Source organism: Actinobacillus genomosp. 1 (assembly GCF_029774175.1).
Lineage (GTDB): Bacteria > Pseudomonadota > Gammaproteobacteria > Enterobacterales > Pasteurellaceae > Actinobacillus.
Genome location: NZ_CP103834.1, coordinates 670,091 through 689,226, shown reverse-complemented (window position 1 = coordinate 689,226; position 19,136 = coordinate 670,091). Strand labels below are relative to the sequence as shown.

At 39.6% G+C, this 19,136-nt stretch carries 18 protein-coding genes; 4 read left to right on the top strand and 14 right to left on the bottom strand.

The window, feature by feature from the left end; translation table 11 throughout:
* Positions 1 to 29: 29 nt before the first annotated feature.
* Entirely contained in the window at positions 30 to 1,220 is a 1,191-nt protein-coding gene (locus NYR63_RS03195; RefSeq protein ID WP_279458155.1) for an ROK family protein, read from the top strand.
* A gap of 54 nt (positions 1,221 to 1,274) precedes the next feature.
* On the top strand, positions 1,275 to 1,994 hold the full coding sequence (gene bioD / locus NYR63_RS03190) for a dethiobiotin synthase (protein ID WP_279458154.1): 720 nt from the start codon (positions 1,275 to 1,277) through the stop codon (positions 1,992 to 1,994).
* Between the two features lie 274 nt (positions 1,995 to 2,268).
* On the opposite strand, the gene NYR63_RS03185 is transcribed toward bioD, so the two are convergent.
* From NYR63_RS03185 to pheS, 4 genes are all read right to left on the bottom strand, one after another.
* Positions 2,269 to 2,793 (bottom strand): NlpC/P60 family protein, encoded by a 525-nt coding sequence (locus NYR63_RS03185; RefSeq protein WP_279458153.1) that lies wholly within the window; start codon positions 2,791 to 2,793, stop codon positions 2,269 to 2,271.
* A 59-nt stretch (positions 2,794 to 2,852) separates the two neighbouring features.
* Positions 2,853 to 3,149 carry an integration host factor subunit alpha gene (locus NYR63_RS03180; RefSeq protein WP_279458152.1) on the bottom strand — a complete coding sequence of 99 codons (297 nt, stop codon included), beginning with the start codon at positions 3,147 to 3,149 and terminating at the stop codon, positions 2,853 to 2,855.
* Between the two features lie 16 nt (positions 3,150 to 3,165).
* Positions 3,166 to 5,553, bottom strand: a complete 2,388-nt coding sequence (gene pheT / locus NYR63_RS03175) for a phenylalanine--tRNA ligase subunit beta (protein ID WP_279458151.1) — start codon at positions 5,551 to 5,553, stop codon at positions 3,166 to 3,168.
* Positions 5,554 to 5,651: 98 nt separating this feature from the next.
* A complete protein-coding gene (gene pheS / locus NYR63_RS03170) occupies positions 5,652 to 6,638 on the bottom strand; it encodes a phenylalanine--tRNA ligase subunit alpha (RefSeq protein WP_279458150.1) in 987 nt (328 codons plus the stop codon).
* A gap of 278 nt (positions 6,639 to 6,916) precedes the next feature.
* Between pheS and NYR63_RS03165 the strand changes: the two genes are divergently transcribed.
* Positions 6,917 to 7,579: an NAD(P)H-dependent oxidoreductase gene (locus NYR63_RS03165; protein ID WP_279458149.1), complete on the top strand. Its 663-nt coding sequence runs from the start codon at positions 6,917 to 6,919 to the stop codon at positions 7,577 to 7,579.
* Between the two features lie 103 nt (positions 7,580 to 7,682).
* Here NYR63_RS03165 and NYR63_RS03160 read toward each other — a convergent pair whose 3' ends face one another.
* The 7 genes from NYR63_RS03160 to rplM all read right to left on the bottom strand — a co-directional run bounded on the left by NYR63_RS03160 (position 7,683) and on the right by rplM (position 13,107).
* Positions 7,683 to 9,008: an L-cystine transporter gene (locus NYR63_RS03160; RefSeq protein WP_279458148.1), complete on the bottom strand. Its 1,326-nt coding sequence runs from the start codon at positions 9,006 to 9,008 to the stop codon at positions 7,683 to 7,685.
* A 99-nt stretch (positions 9,009 to 9,107) separates the two neighbouring features.
* On the bottom strand, positions 9,108 to 9,878 hold the full coding sequence (locus tag NYR63_RS03155; RefSeq protein WP_279458147.1) for a Zn-ribbon-containing protein: 771 nt from the start codon (positions 9,876 to 9,878) through the stop codon (positions 9,108 to 9,110).
* On the bottom strand, positions 9,859 to 10,782 hold the full coding sequence (locus NYR63_RS03150) for a cation diffusion facilitator family transporter (protein WP_279458146.1): 924 nt from the start codon (positions 10,780 to 10,782) through the stop codon (positions 9,859 to 9,861). Before NYR63_RS03150 ends, NYR63_RS03155 begins: the two co-directional genes overlap by 20 nt.
* A gap of 35 nt (positions 10,783 to 10,817) precedes the next feature.
* Positions 10,818 to 11,363, bottom strand: a complete 546-nt coding sequence (locus NYR63_RS03145; RefSeq protein WP_279458145.1) for an ABC transporter ATPase — start codon at positions 11,361 to 11,363, stop codon at positions 10,818 to 10,820.
* On the bottom strand, positions 11,363 to 12,145 hold the full coding sequence (gene yaaA, locus NYR63_RS03140; protein WP_279458144.1) for a peroxide stress protein YaaA: 783 nt from the start codon (positions 12,143 to 12,145) through the stop codon (positions 11,363 to 11,365). The genes NYR63_RS03145 and yaaA overlap by 1 nt, the downstream gene beginning before the upstream one ends.
* Positions 12,146 to 12,266: 121 nt before the next feature.
* Positions 12,267 to 12,662: a 30S ribosomal protein S9 gene (rpsI, locus tag NYR63_RS03135; RefSeq protein ID WP_005596852.1), complete on the bottom strand. Its 396-nt coding sequence runs from the start codon at positions 12,660 to 12,662 to the stop codon at positions 12,267 to 12,269.
* 16 nt (positions 12,663 to 12,678) lie between these two features.
* On the bottom strand, positions 12,679 to 13,107 hold the full coding sequence (gene rplM, locus NYR63_RS03130) for a 50S ribosomal protein L13 (RefSeq protein ID WP_005596850.1): 429 nt from the start codon (positions 13,105 to 13,107) through the stop codon (positions 12,679 to 12,681).
* A 304-nt stretch (positions 13,108 to 13,411) separates the two neighbouring features.
* Here rplM and NYR63_RS03125 point away from each other — a divergent pair, with 304 nt between their 5' ends.
* Complete coding sequence (locus NYR63_RS03125) at positions 13,412 to 13,810, top strand: YhcB family protein (RefSeq protein WP_279458143.1); 399 nt, start codon at positions 13,412 to 13,414, stop codon at positions 13,808 to 13,810.
* 48 nt (positions 13,811 to 13,858) lie between these two features.
* Here NYR63_RS03125 and glnD read toward each other — a convergent pair whose 3' ends face one another.
* From glnD to NYR63_RS03110, 3 genes are all read right to left on the bottom strand, one after another.
* On the bottom strand, positions 13,859 to 16,411 hold the full coding sequence (glnD, locus tag NYR63_RS03120; protein WP_279458142.1) for a bifunctional uridylyltransferase/uridylyl-removing protein GlnD: 2,553 nt from the start codon (positions 16,409 to 16,411) through the stop codon (positions 13,859 to 13,861).
* Positions 16,412 to 16,522: 111 nt separating this feature from the next.
* Positions 16,523 to 17,740, bottom strand: coding sequence for an aromatic amino acid transporter (locus tag NYR63_RS03115; RefSeq protein ID WP_279458140.1), 1,218 nt, complete (start codon positions 17,738 to 17,740; stop codon positions 16,523 to 16,525).
* Positions 17,741 to 17,836: 96 nt separating this feature from the next.
* Positions 17,837 to 19,051: an aromatic amino acid transport family protein gene (locus NYR63_RS03110; RefSeq protein ID WP_279458139.1), complete on the bottom strand. Its 1,215-nt coding sequence runs from the start codon at positions 19,049 to 19,051 to the stop codon at positions 17,837 to 17,839.
* Positions 19,052 to 19,136 lie beyond the last annotated feature (85 nt).

Sequence of the window (19,136 nt, the reverse complement as noted above, 5' to 3'; positions counted from 1 at the left end):
TTATCTATGGTCTATTTAAGGATTATACTATGATTTCTGATAATAAAACCCAACACTTAGGCACAATTTATCGCTTGGTGGAACAATTCGAGTTAATTTCTCGTACGGATCTGGCAAAGTTGTCCGGTTTTGCACCCGCTTCCATTACTAATCTGACTAAATCACTTATCGATAATAAATTTATTTTAGAACGATCCGTACAAAATAATACATCTAGAGGTCGTCCTGCCGTAGGGCTTTCGGTTTCCAATTTCTTTTGGCAATTACTCTGCTTTACTCTCTCTCCTGAAAAAATTGAAATTTCACTTTGCGAATTAAATGGCAAGCCGATTCAATCCAAAGAATATCCCTTACTTGAAAAAGACTATCCGATTCTAGACGAATATACTCTTATCTGTTTAAAAGATTTTTTCTGGCATTCTCCGCTTGAGGAAAGCCGCATTTTAGCCGTTTCGGTCAGTGTAATCGGACGAATTAACGCACATAAAACAGAAATTATTCAATTAGGGCAAACAGAATTACATTGTCCGATCATTACAACGTTACAAAATCATTTTGAACGACCGATTTTGCTTAATGAGCATTTTCAACTATGGTTATTTACGGAATCCACATTGGGCAGCCTAATTGGTAATGACAATGTCATTTTCCTACAATTAGATGATTCGGTTAATTTAAGCGTATTATTAAGAGGTTCATTGCTACATCAGCAATCTAAAATGAATGTAGATAAGATGATCATGCCTAAATTCAGCCCGTTAAGCGATGAAGCAAATGCTATCGATTGTAATGAAATAGAAAAATATCAATTAAAAAACCAAATTACATTCTCGGCAATTGTACGTTTAATTGACAAACACTTACCGAATAATTTATGTCATCAGAATGAAAAAATTCAATTCTTATGTGAGCAAATAGAATTAGAACATCCCGAGGCTTTACGTATATTATCCCATATTAGCGATAACTTGGCTTATGTATTAATGAATCTTATCAATATTTTCTCTACTGAGAAAATTATGCTGAATTCTCCGCTGTTACAAATTAAGCATAAACTATTTGAACAAATCCAAGCCAAATTAGGTAAGAATCTACTTATAGATAACCATATAGATTTAGTATCCAGCCAATATGACTGGAACGATACATTGATTGCTTGTTCTGCTATAAAACAAGGGATTTATGAAGGGAATTTGATCAAGGACATCATTCAGCTTTAAAAACTCAGTTAAAATATAGGCAATTTTGTAACTTTTTTGTTAGAGAATAGAAATATGCCTTCATTATTTATTACCGGTACGGATACCAATGTAGGAAAAACAACCGTCACTCGTGCAATTTTACAGACACTTACACAACACGATTGCCAAGCGGTAGGCTATAAGCCTATTGCTTGTGGCGGGGACGATTCATTGCCTACAGAACAGAATCAAGTCGATTACGCAAGTGAAGATAATCCTGATGTGATAACTATTCTTGATAGTTGTCCTCTGCCAGTCAAATATCGTGAAATTAACAGTTATACCTTTATTCATTCCAGCACGCCGGTTTTTGCGGCATTGGATGCGGTTCATCATATTCAAGAAGAAAAGTTAAATAATGATCTCGATCGTTTACAACAGACTTATACTAATATTGTGGTAGAAGGTACGCACGGTTGGCTTACTCCTATTAATAAAGACCTGAGTTTCGCCGATTGGGTAAAAGAGAATAATATGCCGGTTGTTCTTGTGGTTGGAATTAAAGAAGGATGTGTAAATCATACCTTATTGACTGCGCAAGCGATTAAACAACAAGGCGTTAAATTAATCGGTTGGATTGCAAATCGGGTAAATCCAGGATTACGCCATTATGCGGAGCTTATCGAATTATTAAGCAAAAAAATTGATGCGCCTCTACTTGGACAGATTCCCTATATCGGTCATCCGTATACAAGAGATTTAACGCAGTATATTCAAAATCCCGAACCGCTATTAAAATATTTCTCTCGATAAAATAAGGCTCCTTCGGGAGCTTTTTTAGTACCTAAACCGCCCCAATTGTAAAACAAAGGATAAATTTAACCGCTTGTCGTTAGAAAATTAAGGGCATAAAAAAAGCCCCTCAACTTAGGGGCTACTCGGAAAGCAAATTTATGAAATCGGTTGCTGTACACAACACTTTTTATTAAGTTTGTATAGGATATGTCAATTTATTAAACTTTTCAAGTGTTATTTTAAAAATCAGCTTCTTTTTATTCAGAAATGTGATCTACCTCACATTAAAGCTCTATAAACGGCGTGCTTGCCAGAATGTTTTCGACCAATACGGCGAATTCATATCCGAATAGATTACTCCGCCTTTTGTTGAAGCATGCAAAAATTGTCCGTTTTTCACATAAACACCGACGTGTTTTCCGTTAGGCCCTCTCCCTGTTTTGAAAAAAACTAAATCGCCGGTTTTAATTTCATCACGGTCAATTCGAGTCCCCTCTTCCGCCTGCTCAGAGGTTGTTCTCGGCAAATCAATGCCGAATAAATCACGGAACGTCACTTGCATAAAGCCGGAACAATCTATACCAGCCTTACTATTACCGCCTAAACGATAACGAGTTCCTTTCCATTCATGTTGCTGCTCGCTCAAACTACTTATCGCCATAATCGGATCAGATAAAGTACTATGATGCGTACGGAAAATTCCCGCTCTCGCTTTAATCGGACCTGAAACGTTAATATCATTTGAACAAGCCGTTAATAATACGGCACAGGATATTACCGCAGCCATAGGTAAATATTGCTTACTGAATTTAATCATATGAGGTTTCCTATAAAAAACATCCCATAAGCTTTAATTAAGCCTATGGAATGCCTTATTTATGCCTTCACTTTTACGTTTTCAACTCTATCTCTAAGCTTTTGACCAGGCTTAAACACAACCACTCGACGAGCTGTGACCGCAACTGTCTCGCCGGTTTTAGGGTTTCGTCCCGGACGAGCGTTCTTCTCTCGTAATGAGAAATTGCCAAAGCCGGATAATTTAACTTCTTCGCCGTTTTCCAAAGAACTTCGAATCTCCTCAAAAAATTGCTCAACAAAGAGCTTGGCGATACGTTTATCAAAGCCGCATTTTTCAACGAGGCTTTCTGCGAGTTCAATTTTAGTGAGTGCCATAAAATAATCCTTAAATCTAATCTCTTAGATATGCTTGGAAACGTTGAGCCAATTCAGCTAATACCGCTTGAGTAACTGCCGAAATCTCTTCTTCTTCAAGCGTTTTTTCCGTGTCTTGAACCGTTAAACTAATTGCTAAACTTTTCTTACCTGCGGCTAAATTTACACCGCGATACACATCAAATAAGTTTACCGCAATCAATTTTGAACCGCCGGCACGACGACAAGCTTCCAATACATCTCCCGCAGGGACGTTCTCATCTACGACCACCGCAATATCACGGTTATTTGCCGGGAATTTAGAAATTTCTTTTGCTGTTGGAACTGGACGATTTGCAATAGCATCGCCAAGAATTTCAAATACAACCGGCTTACCTTTAATACCCAGTTTTTGTACGATAGAAGGGTGAACCGAACCGATAAAACCGATTTCTTTGCCGTCTAACATAATTGCCGCAGATTGTCCCGGATGCAATGCAGGGAACTGTTTCGCTACAAATTGTAAATCATGGCGTGCTGAGGTCAATGATAATACACGTTCCATATCACCTTTTAAATCAAAGAAATCTGCCGCTTCACCTTTATTTTCCCAGTGTACCGGACGTTTATCGCCGACAATTGCTGCGCCGAATACGAATTCTTGGCGAATACCCGATTCCGCTGTTGCATCCGGAACAAAGCGTAAACCGCCTTCAAAAATACGAACGCGTGTTTGCTGACGGCTTTGGTTATAAACGATTGTATCTAATAAACCGGTTAATAGCGATAAACGCATTGCTGACATTTCGCTTGAAATCGGGTTAGGTAGAATTAACGCTTCTTGATTCGGATGCAATAATGATTGTTTTTTCGGATCAACGAAGCTGTATGTCACCACTTCTTGGTAATCGCTATCCACTAATGCAGTACGAATACGGCTAGCTTCTAATAATTTCTCCGGTGTGCCTTTCATCGTTAAATGGGCAAGCGGAGAATTGTTCGGGATACTGTTATAACCGTATATACGTGCGACTTCTTCGATAAGATCTTCTTCGATCTCAATGTCAAAACGCCAGCTTGGAGCTACAGCAGTCCAACTCTCATTTGCAAAGGTTACGTTTAAACCTAAGCGAGTTAAAATATCAGTGACCGTTTCATCTTCAATGTGGTGACCGATTACCGCATCTAATTTGCTACGACGTAAGGTAACCGTATTACGTTTTGGTAAGTGTTGTTCGCTTACCGCTTCTACAATTTCACCGGCTTCCCCACCACAAATTTCAAGTAATAATGCGGTTGCACGCTCCATCGCATCACGTGGTAATTGAGGATCAACACCACGTTCAAAACGGTGTGATGCGTCGGTGTGTAAACCATATTGGCGAGCACGACCGGTAATTGCTAACGGTGCAAAGAATGCAGATTCCAATACTACGTCAGTCGTATTTTCATTTACGCCGCTTGCCTCACCGCCAAAGATACCCGCCATCGCTAATGCACTTTTGCTATCAGCAATCACTAAAGTATTTGGCTGTAATTTTGCGGTTGTACCGTCTAATAAAACTAATTCTTCACTCTCTTTTGCCATACGGACTTGGATAGCACCCTCAATTTTAGACGCATCGAAAGCGTGCATCGGCTGACCAAGTTCTAACAGACTTAAGTTAGTAATATCCACAATCGGGTCGATTGAGCGAATACCACAACGGCGTAATTTCTCTTGTAACCATAACGGTGAAGCCGCTTTTACGTTTACATTTTTCACCACACGTGCAAGGTAACGCGGGCAAGCTTCCGGTGCTTGTAATTCTACAGCGACTTTGTCCGCAATCGTTGCAGGTACGGTTGAAATCACCGGTGCTTTTACTTCCGCTCGGTTAATTACTCCCACTTCACGTGCAATACCGGCAATGCTTAAACAGTCCGCACGGTTTGGAGTTAAGCTGATCTCGATTGCCACATCATTTAAATCTAAATATTCACGGAAATCTTGACCGATTGGCGCATCCGCCGGTAATTCGATAATACCGCTATGATCTTCTTTGATGCCTAATTCAGAATATGAACAAAGCATACCTTCAGACGGCTGACCGCGTAATTTGGTTTTCTTAATTTTAAAATCGCCTGGTAATACCGCACCTTCCGTTGCACACGCCACTTTTAAGCCCTGACGGCAGTTCGGTGCACCGCATACGATATCTAATAAGCGATCACCGCCTACATTTACTTTAGTTACACGTAATTTATCCGCATCCGGGTGTTGAGCACATTCAACCACTTCACCCACAACTACACCGGTAAATGCACCGGCAACCGGCTCAACATCATCGACTTCTAAACCTAACATAGTAATTTGGTCGCATAATTGCTCTGTTGATACCGCAGGATTTACCCACTCACGCAACCAAGATTCATTAAATTTCATTTTATATCCTCTATTTTCTTACACGGAATTTGCAAAATTTCACTTAATTTTGACCGCTTGTCATTCCCGTGTATTCAGTGAATTTCCGTAGCTAACTATTATTTAAACTGTTTTAAGAAACGTAAGTCATTTTCAAAGAATGAACGTAAATCCGTTACGTTGTATCGTAACATCGTTAAACGTTCAACCCCCATACCTACCGCAAAACCACTGTATTCTTCCGGATCAATACCTACGTTACGTAAGACGTTCGGATGTACCATACCGCAACCTAATACTTCTAACCATTTACCGTTTTGGCGCATTACGTCCACTTCGGCCGAAGGCTCTGTGAATGGGAAGAATGACGGACGGAAACGCACTTGTAAATCTTCTTCGAAAAACGCTTTTAGGAAATCGTGAATCAAACCTTTTAACTCGGTAAAGTTGGCTTTTTTGTCCACATAAAGCAATTCGATTTGGTGGAACATCGGTGTATGTGTTTGGTCGTAGTCATTACGATATACACGTCCCGGTGCTACGATGCGGATTGGCGGCTGCATATTTTCCATGGTACGAATTTGTACACCTGATGTTTGTGTACGTAATAAACGTTGCGCATCAAACCAGAAAGTATCGTGATCCGCGCGTGCCGGGTGGTGAGCCGGAATATTTAACGCATCAAAGTTATAGTAATCCGTTTCGATTTCCGGACCGCTCGCTACGGTAAAACCTAATTCAGAGAAGAATTTTACGACACGTTCAATCGTAATTGAAACCGGATGTAAACCGCCTAATTCTGTTTTACGTCCAGGTAATGATACATCGATACTTTCCGCCGCTAATTTTGCATTTAACGCTTCTTGTTCCCACGCTTCTTTTTTTGCATTTAAAATATCAAGAATCGTTTGCTTCGCTTCATTGATTTTCGCTCCGATTGCCGGACGTTCTTCCGCCGCAACATTGCGTAATTCTTGCATTAACGCAGTAAAATGACCTTTCTTACCGAAATATTCAACACGAAACTCTTCTAACGCATCTAAACCTTGATCTAAGGCATCTAAAGCATTTCTCGCTTTCTCTGTTAATTCTTTTAGGTGTTGCATTACCTATCCTCTATCTAAATATATTGATGAAAATTATTATGATAATAATACTTTGCCTAAAGAAAGTAAACGTAAAGTTAGGCTAAAGTGTTGATTTCTAAGGTTTAGCCTAACTAATTGATTTCAATACTTCATTTAAACAAGCGGTCTGTTTTAACATTTTTTTACAAAATGAGAGAAAAAACAAAATTTAATGTGTTGATAAGATGAATCATTAGCCTAATAACGAAGAAAAGCGTATTATCACGACATTTATTACACACTATTACGAGGTAATTATGTCACATATTGCTAAACAAGACGTTTTAGATGCATTTAATTTCCGTGCCGCTTGTCGTACGTATGATCCGGCTAAAAAAATCAGTCGTGAAGATATGGAATATATCTTAGAACTCGGTAGATTATCACCGAGTTCGGTCGGTTCTGAGCCTTGGAAATTCATTGTGTTACAAAATGAAACTATCCGTGAAAAAATTGCACCGGTTTCTTGGGGAATTAAACATCCGATGCACGAAATGAGTCACTTAGTCGTGATTTTAGCTAAGAAAAACGCGCGCTATGATTCGGACTTCTTCCGTCAAGGCTTATCTAAACGAGGCTTAACGCCGGAACAAATGGAAGCGACTATTGCTCGTTATAAATCGTTCCAAACCGATGATATTAAAGTGTTAGAAACTGATCGTACCTTATTCGATTGGTGTTCAAAACAAACTTATATCGCACTTGGCAATATGATGACCGGTGCAACGATGATTGGAATTGACTCTTGTCCGATTGAAGGCTTTAACTATGATGCGGTAAACGAAATCTTAGCGAAGGAAGGCTTATTTGATGCTAACGAATACGGTGTTTCTTGTATGGTGACCTTTGGCTATCGTGCGAAACCGATTACTAAAAAATACCGTAAGCCGGCTGAAGAAGTGATCAATTGGGTGGAATAAATTCTACTATTCGTATCAATAACAAAGGGGCTTACGCCCCTTTTTCTATTTTTGATGATAAGCGGTCAAATTTCGTAAAAATTTTGCCAAAAATCACCGCTTGTTATGCTTGATTAAGCCACTTGTTGCTTAATGTTCCAGCCACTATTGAACCGTTTACGTTTAATGCGGTACGTCCCATATCAATTAACGGTTCGACCGAAATCAATAAACCGACTAATTCAATCGGTAGATTTAAGGTGGAAAGCACTACAATCGCTGCAAAAGTTGCACCGCCGCCAACGCCGGCAATGCCGAATGAAGAAATCGCCACAACTAAGATTAACGTGACAACGTAGCCAACACTAAATGGATCAATACCTACCGTCGGTGCGACCATTACCGCTAACATTGCAGGATAAACCCCCGCACAACCGTTTTGCCCAATGGTTGCCCCAAAAGTTGCCGAGAAATTAGCGATAACATTATTATTACCCAATTTATCGGTTTGCGTTTCGATATTTAACGGTAAAGTCGCTGCACTTGAACGAGAGGTAAAAGCAAAGCTAAGTGTTGGTAGCACTTTTTTGTAATAATCGAGCGGATTCACTTTTGCCATGAAAAGCAGAATGCCATGCACTAAAAACATCAAGCCTATTGCTAAATAAGACGCCACAATAAAGCTACCTAAATTAACAATATCTTCCCATTTTGAAGTCGCTGCCATTTTCGCCATTAACGCAAATACACCGTAAGGGGTTAAACGAATAACAAAACGGACTAAACGCATCACTAATTTATTTAAGGTATCTACTCCGCCTGCGATACGTTCGCCTAACGCAGCATCTTCTTTAGCTAAACTTAATGCCGCTACGCCTAAAAATGCAGAGAAAATTACCGTGCTAATAATTGAAGTCGGGTTTGCACCGGTTAATTCTAAGAACGGGTTTTTCGGAATAAAAGAGACTAACATTGCAGGCACGGATAAGTTTGATATTTGCTCAGCACGCCCCGCCACTTTGCCTTGTGCCGCCAATTCTCTCTCACCGGCAACCAATCCTTCCGCTGATAAATCAAATAAATACACCATTGCAATACCGATTGCAGCCGCAATCGCAGTGGTAACCAGTAAAACCGATAACACACTAAAGCTGATTTTACCGAGTGAGCCTGCCTGTTTTAGACGAGTAATCGCCGATAAAATCGAAATAAACACTAATGGCATTACAATCATTTGCAATAAACGTACATAACCGTTGCCGACTAAATTAACCCACTCTAACGTTGCATCAATTTCTGACTTTTGGTAAAAATTTTGCAAAATTGCACCGCTTATCACCCCAAGTAATAAGCCGATAAATACGGTTTGTCCTAGTTTTTGCGTATGTTTATACAGTAAGAAAAGTAGGTATAATAATGCGGTAAACACCGCTAGATTAAGGATAGTCATCCGAACCTCCACACAATAAAAAAAGAAAGGCGAGCATATAACTCTCGCCTTATCGTTTCAATACAACTTCTTCATTTTATAGATCTAAAAGTTATATCGTTATTGAATTTCCCAACTTAAATTAGAAATTAATCGACATTTATCACACTTAAAATGGAACACTTGATGTAACGGTTGTGCTAATTTCCATTCTTCTTGGCATTTAGGACATTTGCGCTGATGTTCTGTAGCCACATCATTGCCTAAACGATATAAATAATAGAAAGTCGGCACACCGCTTAGCGTTTCAAGCTGGTGGCAAAGATCTACTCCCGTTTGCGAAAGTTCGCTATCGACTTCACTAATTTGTGCTAAAGCCTGCTGTTCTAATACACCGCCATTCATTTGCAATTGATCACAGGCTTGCCAATTTTCTTGCCATTTAATCAACTGTTCGCCAAGTTGTTGCTGTTGCTTGATTGCTTTGTAGAGTGGAATCGCACAAAAATCCTCACCGCCATAAACCGGCGAACAGCTATCTAAGTGGGTAGTATAAAGAATTTGGAATGCCTGTTGTTCAAGTTCGCTGGTTTGTTCCGCTTGATAATCTCTGCCGACAATCTCAAACAATTCGAATGCTACGCCATTTTCCTCTGCCTGCAATAATGCTTCATTGACTTCCGCACTATTCCATTCCGGCATTAAACTGGTTTGTTCCGGAGTTGAAACTCGTACTTGGAAATGTGCCTGCGGATTTTGATGGTAAGTTACTGCAAACTCTCGCCCGATAATCTGTCCGTTAAAACGCCATTGATTGATAATTTGGTTAATTAACGTGACAGGATCGCTTTCAAAATCTTGATAGCTAAAGTTAGCGATAACTTGGTACATAATCTTTTACTTGCCCTAATTTAAGTTCTTGCTGAACAATTGAGGTCGGTTCTTGATGAATAATAATTTCCGAACGCGGGAAAATCGCTAGAATTTTTTGTTCTAACGAGTCGGTAATATCGTGCGCTTCCAATAAAGTCAGATTATCCGCTAATTCTAAATGAAGCTGAATAAAACGCACCGCCCCTACTTGGCGTGTAAGTAAATCATGAATACCGATAATACACTCGTGTTTTGCCGCCAATTCTATAATTTGATCAATTTCCTCTTGCGGCAATGCCTTATCTAATAATACTTGTACCGCTTCCCAAAACATTTTTAGCGCATTAAGACCAATATACAACGCAATCCCGATAGCAAAAATCGCATCGGCATAAACAAAGCCGTATAAGTTTAATAACATTGCCACTAAAATTGCCGCATTCATCAATAAATCGGTTTGATAATGTAAAGAATCTGCGGCAATTGCCGGGCTTTTAGTTAAAGCTACTATTCGCTTTTGATACCAAACTAATCCGGCAGTGAACACCATAGAAATTAAACTGACGATTATCCCGATTTCAGAACCTTCAATAAAATGCGGATACGTCAGTTTATGGATACCTTGCAATACTAAAAATACAGCTGAACCGCCGATAAACGCGCTTTGCGCAATGGCCGCTAATGATTCCGCTTTGCCGTGTCCGAAAGCGTGATTTTCATCCGCCGGTAATAATGCAAAACGCAGTACTAAAATATTGGTAATCGAAGCCAATAAATCAACAACCGAATCGGTCACCGCCGCTAAAATAGAAATTGAGCCGGTTTTCCACCATGCAAACATCTTAATTACAATCAGTAAACAAGCAATGACAATCGCTAAGTTTGCCGCCCGCTTTACTAATTTAATATATTGCTGTTCCATATTTCTCCCTCTTAGTACGTATCTGTTTCTTAGAACTATTTACACGTAATAAGCCACGGCATTGCCGCTAACTGCTGTGCAAGTCGAATTAATGACGCTTGATAAGCGGTCGAATTTTGTGCTTTTTTTGCTAAAACAGATCGCTTGTCCGAATATTGAATTTGTCCGTAGCCACATTGCAAATCTCGACCTCGAGAGACTTCAAGCAGCACATCATTAAAGCGTTCTGTCGGCGGATAGATTACTTCACTGCGCAATTCTTGCTGCTCAATACTTACTTTAGATTGTGTATTATTTTGCTGTGCAAATGCGGCTTGACGAAGTGCCACCCGTTGTTGAAGGGTTTTACCTTGAGAATTTTGATCTAAGAAAAATAAAATCCCGTTATTCCAATGTTCGGGATCTTGCTTTCCATCAGACGGTAAATAAAGTAACTGTCGCATTTCATCGATACGATTATCCGTTACCTTCACATAAGATTTACCTTGAAAATCCACTTTTTCCGGTAAATCAAATTGCTTCTGCGTTAAGCTACAAGCGGTTAAAAACAGTGAAAACCCTGCAAAAAAAAGCCAACGCATTACACTTTCTCCTCACGTTTAAAGACAAGTTCCGTTGAGCCGGAAGCCTCTTCATCAAACCAATAACCGCCGTAATTAAAGGCTTTTAATTGTTCCACGCTAGTCGGTTGCGTTTCTAAAATAAAACGTACCATCATACCGCGCGCTTTTTTCGCATAGAAACTGATTTGCTTAAATTTGCCGTTTTTCTCATCTAAGAATACCGGTTTAATGATAGTTGATTGCAATTTTTGCGGTTTCACCGCACCGTAATATTCGTCCGAAGCAAGGTTCACTAAGATATTATCGCCTTGTTCATCAATCGCCGTTTGTAAATGTTGAGTAATAATATCGCCCCAAAACGCATACAGATCTTTGCCTTTCGGATTAGCTAACTTCGTTCCCATTTCTAAGCGGTACGGCTGCATTAAATCAAGCGGCTTTAATAAGCCGTATAAGCCGGATAACATCCTCAAATGTGCTTGAGCATATTCTACTTGTGCTTGAGTAAGGGTTTCCGCATCCAGTCCGGTATAAACATCGCCTTTAAACGCAAATAAAGCCGCTTTGGCATTTTGCTCGTTGTGTTCTAATTGCCATTCGGCAAAACGGGCTACATTCAGACTCGAGAGTTTATCGCTAATAGACATTAAAGAACCTAATTCCGCCGGTGAAAATTGTTTGCAGATATCAATGAGTTGTTGGCTATAAACGGTTAATTTCGGTTGAGAATTTGTAAAAGGAAAATTGGGCGCAGGCGTTTCAAAATCTAACGTTTTTGCAGGAGAAATAATAGCTAACATAAAAAATACCTTGGTTAAAAATTTAGATTATTTTAGCACTTGTCAGGCAATAAAAACAGAAAAGGCAGGAATAATCCTGCCTTCTGCTGATAATACTTTCGTATATCGGTAATACTCGAAATTAACGTTTTGAGTATTGTGGACGACGACGTGCTTTGTGTAAACCCACTTTTTTACGTTCAACGCGACGTGCATCACGTGTAACGAAGCCAGCTGCACGTAATGCAGGGCGTAAAGTTTCGTCGTATTCCATTAATGCACGTGTGATACCGTGACGAATCGCACCTGCTTGACCAGAAATACCACCACCTTTAACAGTGATGTATAAATCTAATTTATCTAATAACTCAACTAATTCTAATGGCTGACGTACTACCATGCGTGAAGTTTCACGACCGAAGTAAACGTCTAAAGAACGTTGGTTAATGGTAATGTTACCATTGCCCGGTTTGATAAATACACGAGCTGAAGAGCTTTTGCGGCGACCTGTGCCGTAGTTTTGATTTGCTGCTGTCATTTTCGATGCTCCGTGATTAGATGTCTAAAACTTGTGGTTGTTGTGCAGCGTGGTTGTGTTCGTTACCTGCGTAAACTTTTAATTTACGGAACATTTCACGGCCTAAAGGACCTTTTGGTAACATACCTTTAACTGCGATCTCGATCACTGCTTCTGGACGACGTGCAATCATTTCTTTGAAAGTTGCATCTTTGATGCCACCTACGTAGCCAGTGTGCCAGTAGTAGATTTTATCAGTTTCTTTTTTGCCAGTTACTGCTACTTTCTCTGCATTGATAACGATGATGTAATCACCTGTATCTACGTGCGGAGTATATTCAGCTTTATGTTTACCGCGTAAACGGCGTGCTAATTCAGTAGCTAAACGACCTAAAGTTTTACCTGTCGCATCTACTACATACCAGTCACGTTTTACTGTTTCTGGTTTTGCTACAAAAGTTTTCATTAATTAAATACCAATATTTTTAGTTATAACCCAATCCACTTATAAACAAGTGAATTACCTATATGACGGTAGAATCCGACCCCTTCGAGTCAAAATCTGACCAAACTTGTTCGGCGGGAAAGTCCAAACAAAACAGGGTGCGAATATTATACAGACATTTTCCCTAAAAAGCTAAGTTTTTTTGCATTAAATCTAAAAAATGTCGGAAAGCTCAAATTTTCAAAATTTAGTCTTGAGAAACGCTTCTATTGGCTAGAGTAACATGGTAAAAAAGATTAATTTTCACCACTAAGAGGATTCTATTATGGAACAATGGACACCTGACGTATGGCTTGCGATTGTTGCGGCATTCTTTGTCGGTATTATTGTAGGAAGTGCGGTTGTTCGAGTAGTTAAAGGTAATGTAAAACAGCATATTCAACTTGAAACGGAGCTTAAAGCCGCAAAAGAAAAAGTCGAAGAGCAAAAACAACAGCTTGAACAACATTTCGAACAATCCGCCGCGTTACTCTCAACTCTTGCCGAAGACTATAAAAAACTTTATACGCATTTAGCAAACGGTTCGGAGAAACTAATACCGGAAGCGAAACAATCAGAGTTTTTTAAACAACCGCAAATTACGCATAATGATGAAAACAGTAGCAGTGATCAACCTCGCGACTATTCCGAGGGTTCATCCGGCTTACTTAAAACTCAATCTTAATGTTAAAAATTTAGAGGGCGATGATGCCCTCTACTTCTCAATATCATCTTATTCCGATAATTCGGTTAGCAATGCCGATTTCAATGCTTTCTGAGCCTTATCATCCAATGCCTGATTTTGTTGTGTCGTCACAACAAAGAAATCTTCTACCCTCTCGCCGATTGTCGTAATTTTCGCATTGATTAAATTTAGACCTTGTTGGTTAAATACATCACTCACTTGAGCCAATAGCCCCTCTCTGTCAAGCGTAAACAATTCGAAAGCGGTGCGATTTTGCTGAGAATCCGCTAAAAATCTCACTTTGGTTTGACGTTTAAATGATTGATGTTTAACCGGCTTACGTTCTAATTTACAGACTTTCGGCTCTTTTATACTTAAGACCTGCTTAAATGATTGCTGAATTTGCTCACAGCGTATTACATCCAGCGGTTTACCATTTAATTCCGTCACAATAAAACTGTCTAAAACCAAGCCGTTTTGACTGGTAATAATTTGCGCATCGTGAATACTGATTTTTTTCTGGCTTAATATTTGGGCAATTCGTAAAAAAAGCTGAGCTTGATCCTCACAATAGACAAAAATTTCCGTTGCCCCTCTGGCATATTCGTTACTCACCAATACTAACGGCATCGTTTGTTGCTTCAGATAAGCTAAAGCATGCCAAACTAATTGTTTCGGCTTATGGCGTAAAAAATAACTATCCGGACAGGCTTGCCAAAATTGTTGCAGATCCATTCGTTCATCCGGTTTTAGGGTAAACTTAATCAGTTCCAAAGCCTGTTGGCGATTCATTTCAGCCTCTTTGCGGTAATCAAGCGATTTCATCAATTGCTGATTGGTAAATTGAAAAAGTTGCGCAAAAAGCGACCGCTTCCAATCATTCCAAAGCGTTTCATTTGTCGCACAAATATCAGCAACCGTTAAACACATCAAGTCAGACAAAGCGATCTGATTTTCTACTTTTTCAGCAAAGGCTTTAATTACAAACGGATCATGAATATCACGACGTTGTGCGGTAATCGACATCGTTAAATGTTCTCGCACCAGCCATACCATTTTTGCTACTTGCAGCGGTTCAAAACCATGCAGTAGAGCAAATTGCTCCATATCTTCTGCACCGACTTCTGCATGATCACCTTCCCTGCCTTTCGCTATATCATGGAATAATGCGGCTAAATAAAGTAAAGGTTTATGTTTACAAGCGGTAAAATATTGACAACAAAGCGGATGCTGTTCGATAGTTTCCTCATCAAGAAAACTTTCTATTTTTAGCATCACACGAATAGAATGCTCATCTACCGTATAAATATGGAATAGATCGAACTGCATTAAGCCGACGATATGTTGCCACTGCGGCAAATAGGCAGATAAGACACCCAATTGATGCATAGGAACAATCGCTTTTTTAATCACGTTCGGCTGTTCAAATAAGCGAATAAAACGAGTTCTGGCTTCAGCTAATTCGCTTAAAGGTTGTGAAAGTTTATGCAATGCCAAACGCAGATGCCTTAACATCGTAGCACTTGCTTTCACCTCCGGATATTGCGTTAAATAAAAGAATAAATCTAAGATAGCGGTCGGCGTATGGGTAAAACACCTACGATCTCGGCAATAGATTTCCGCTCCTTGCAAATAAAAATGCTGATCCAGCGGTTGTTTTTCCAAATTATTTTGCGATCTTAATACCTGCTGTTCAAAACTGTTCAGCAGCAATTGACTGACCTGAGAAATCGTTTGGGTTGCTTGGAAGTACGATTTCATCATCGCCTCAACCGGCTGATTACCTTCGCCCTGATAGCCAAGCAGCTCACTTAGTTGTAGTTGTCGATCAAAACGTAACCGGTTGTCGTAGCGTTTAAGCTGTAAATGTAATGCGAAACGCATACGGAATAACACCGCTTGCGCGGTCTTCAATTCCTTAAACTCTTCCGCAAATAAAATGCCTTTATTTAATAAACTTTCAAAAGAATAGGTTCCGAAATGGCGTAAAAAGATCCAAGAAACCAAATGCAGATCACGCAATCCACCCGGGCTATGTTTAAGATCCGGTTCTAAATTATAACTGGTATTATGATAACGGGCATAACGGTCATTCTTTTCTTCAATCTTAGCTTGGAAGAAATCTTCTATCGGCCAATAGTCCGGTTGATAAATTTGTTTGACTAATGTTGTCCATAACTGTTTATTGCCGACTAAAAAGCGTCCTTCATAAATATTGGTTGCAACCGAGATTTCCCTACGACCGACATCTAGCGACTCAGTTATGGTACGAATACTGGCTCCGACCTGTAATTTACAATCCCATAGCAGATTAAATAGTGCGTTGAGTTGCCCCGTTGTTTCATCATCAATATTCTGCTCCGTTAATACCAATATATCCACATCGGAAAGTGGGAACATCTCTCGTCTGCCGTATCCGCCGACTGCAATCAGAGCCATATCACAACGTTTATCAAAACCGAATTGCTGCCATAGCACAGCTAATAATTCATCGTAAAAATCACTACGTTGATAAATAAGTTCAAAAACGTCCTTTTGAGAAAAATCGTGACGTTGTTTCGTATTAAACTCAATAAGTTGTGACTTAACGTCAATATCCATTTACCGTTCCTAATTAAAAATTATCGTAAAAGTTAGCTGTGTTTATCAGATAAAAAAGCGGTCAGAATTTGCAAACTTTCTGCAATATCTGACCGCTTACGTAATACCTTCTTAGCCGGCAACTTGTGGTAAGTAGCCTAGCTGAATAAAGAAAGGAATGACCATAATGATGATCCCGGCAATTAATGCGACCACCAGAGCAGCCTTACCGCCAATCACTCTATACGCCAAATTAGGATGTTGCTGACGAGCTTTCCAAGCCAAACCGATAGGCAATAACATTCCGTAAAAGGCAAACAATAAACCTGCATAGCCTAACGCCGCAATAAATCCGTTTGGATAAAATAACGCAAATAATACCGGCGGAATAAAGGTCGCTAAGGTCAGCCATAAACGATTTGCAGGTAAATTAATACGTTTTAATAAATCACCAACGCACTCGAAGATCCCCATTGCAACCCCTAAGAAAGAGGTAATCAGAGCTAATGCTGAGAATAAACGTACCATTTCACCTAAAATTGTACTACCGGTAATTTGGCTGGTCGCTTTAACCAAACCGTTTAAGGTCGGATCCTGTTTTAAAATTTCAACGAATTCCGCTTGGGTTAATACACCATGGGTTGCAAGTTGCCATAATAAATAAGCCACTAACGGAATGGCGGTACCGATATAAATCGCAATACGAATTTTACGAATATCCGCATCTAAATAAGTATTGATACTCGCCATAATTACGTGGAAACCGAATGAAGTAAAGAAAATCGGTACGGCCGAAACCACAAACAGATTATCTAACGGTACAGCGGTTAAATTTTCAAGTTTGGCTTTCGGTAACATCATCAATAATACAAAAACGAAAGCAATAATCTTACCGATAAATAATAAACGTGTTAGTCCGTCCACACCTTTAATACCGATTACCACAAACGACCCGAGTAACACAGTAAAAAGTAAGATTCCCACTTGAGTCGTTGTGTGAGCATCACCGATGACAGGCAATAAGCCGGAGAGTAACGATCCGCCGCCGGTAATATAAGCGGCCAATAAGGCATAAAGTAAAATCAATAAACTTGCCGTTGCCAGTACTCGTCCCGTCATACCGAAATATTGTTCGGCAAGACTCGCAACACCGATATCTTGTTTAGGTGCCGTTTGATACACTTCCATAAATAATAAGCCGGTATAAGCTAATAACGCCCATAAACAGACCAATAAAACAACTGTCGCACCGAATCCCATCCCTGCCGAAGTAAGCGGCATCGCTAACATCCCCGCACCAATCGTCGTGCCGGCAATCATTAAAGCACTACCTAAAATTTTATTTTTCATTTGTAATATAACCAATCCATTCTATTTACTATGTCATTTAAACAAGCGGGCGAAATTTGTAAATTTTTAGCCATATCCGACCGCTTCCGTCCATACTTATCCAATTACTTTTGGTAAATAACCGGCTTCAATAATAAACGGAACGTTAATAATAAATATTGCTAATAATAATGCAACCAACAATGCAATATTTCCACCGAATACTTTATATTTCGCATCCGGATATTGTTTACGGAACTTCCATACCATTGCAATCGGCAATACAAGAGCATAGAAAGCAAACATTTGCCCTGCATAGCCTAATGCGGCAATAAAGCCTTCCGGATAGAAAAAGGCAAATAACATCGGCGGAATAAAAGTTAAAAAACCGAGTGAAATTCGAGGCGTATTAATATGAATACGTTTAAATAAATCTTCCAAACATTCAAATAAACCTAACGCTACCCCTAAAAACGAAGTGATTAACGCTAAGGCGGAGAATAGCTTAACCGTTCCGCCAATTAACGAGCTACCTGTCATTTGCTGAATCGCTTCCGCTAAACCGTTTAATGTCGGATCTTTCTCAATCAATTGTAAAAATTCGGTTTGATTCAATAAACCGTGTGTCGCAAGCTGCCATAATACGTAAGCCACTAACGGAATAGCGGTACCGACCAGAATTGAAATACGTAACGCTTTTACATTACCGTCTAAATATTTATTTAAGCTCGGAATTGAACCGTGGAATCCGAAAGCGGTAAAGAAAACCGGCGTAGCGGAAATTAATAACGCATTATCAATCGGCGTTTCAAGTAAATTATTGAATGAAATATTCGGTAATAATAACGCTAATACTAGTAAAAACGCCCCGATTTTGGTTAAGAACAGAATACGATTTACTACATCAACACTGGTTGTACCGATTACCACAAAAGTACCGAAAACCAAGGTAAAAATCACACCGGCAATTCTTTTAGTGGTTTCACTGTCACCGATAGTCGGCATAATACCAGCCAGTAATGAACTACCGCCGGACACATAAGCGGAAAGAATTGCATACAGGAAAATGACCAATACTGCGGTAGAAACAATTCGTCCGAAATTACCATAATACTTTTCGGCTAAAGTACCGATACCCGCATCACTCTCCGCATTTTGATAAAGTTCAACGAATAATAAGGCACTAAAAGAAAGTAATAGCCACAATGCAATAAGCAAAGCAACCGTCCAGCCAAAGCCAATTCCCGCAGAAGTGAGAGGCATCGCCAACATTCCCGCACCAATCGTCGTCCCCGCAACAATCAATGTGCTGCCAAAAGTTTTATTTTGCATATTCTTATAACCTCTAAGATTGTCATTAGTCCGGCTATTCTACAAGAACAAAAATAAAATGTAACGAAAAAATTTCACTGTAAAC

Coding starts and splice junctions, on each gene's coding strand:
- NYR63_RS03160 (WP_279458148.1), bottom strand. CDS start 9,008: ATGACTATCCTTAATCTAGCGGTGTTTACCGCATTATTATACCTACTT.
- NYR63_RS03165 (WP_279458149.1), top strand. CDS start 6,917: ATGTCACATATTGCTAAACAAGACGTTTTAGATGCATTTAATTTCCGT.
- NYR63_RS03125 (WP_279458143.1), top strand. CDS start 13,412: ATGGAACAATGGACACCTGACGTATGGCTTGCGATTGTTGCGGCATTC.
- rpsI (WP_005596852.1), bottom strand. CDS start 12,662: ATGACAGCAGCAAATCAAAACTACGGCACAGGTCGCCGCAAAAGCTCT.
- pheT (WP_279458151.1), bottom strand. CDS start 5,553: ATGAAATTTAATGAATCTTGGTTGCGTGAGTGGGTAAATCCTGCGGTA.
- NYR63_RS03145 (WP_279458145.1), bottom strand. CDS start 11,363: ATGCGTTGGCTTTTTTTTGCAGGGTTTTCACTGTTTTTAACCGCTTGT.
- NYR63_RS03185 (WP_279458153.1), bottom strand. CDS start 2,793: ATGATTAAATTCAGTAAGCAATATTTACCTATGGCTGCGGTAATATCC.
- NYR63_RS03150 (WP_279458146.1), bottom strand. CDS start 10,782: ATGGAACAGCAATATATTAAATTAGTAAAGCGGGCGGCAAACTTAGCG.
- NYR63_RS03115 (WP_279458140.1), bottom strand. CDS start 17,740: ATGAAAAATAAAATTTTAGGTAGTGCTTTAATGATTGCCGGCACGACG.
- rplM (WP_005596850.1), bottom strand. CDS start 13,107: ATGAAAACTTTTGTAGCAAAACCAGAAACAGTAAAACGTGACTGGTAT.
- pheS (WP_279458150.1), bottom strand. CDS start 6,638: ATGCAACACCTAAAAGAATTAACAGAGAAAGCGAGAAATGCTTTAGAT.
- NYR63_RS03195 (WP_279458155.1), top strand. CDS start 30: ATGATTTCTGATAATAAAACCCAACACTTAGGCACAATTTATCGCTTG.
- NYR63_RS03155 (WP_279458147.1), bottom strand. CDS start 9,878: ATGTACCAAGTTATCGCTAACTTTAGCTATCAAGATTTTGAAAGCGAT.
- bioD (WP_279458154.1), top strand. CDS start 1,275: ATGCCTTCATTATTTATTACCGGTACGGATACCAATGTAGGAAAAACA.
- yaaA (WP_279458144.1), bottom strand. CDS start 12,145: ATGTTAGCTATTATTTCTCCTGCAAAAACGTTAGATTTTGAAACGCCT.
- NYR63_RS03180 (WP_279458152.1), bottom strand. CDS start 3,149: ATGGCACTCACTAAAATTGAACTCGCAGAAAGCCTCGTTGAAAAATGC.
- NYR63_RS03110 (WP_279458139.1), bottom strand. CDS start 19,051: ATGCAAAATAAAACTTTTGGCAGCACATTGATTGTTGCGGGGACGACG.
- glnD (WP_279458142.1), bottom strand. CDS start 16,411: ATGGATATTGACGTTAAGTCACAACTTATTGAGTTTAATACGAAACAA.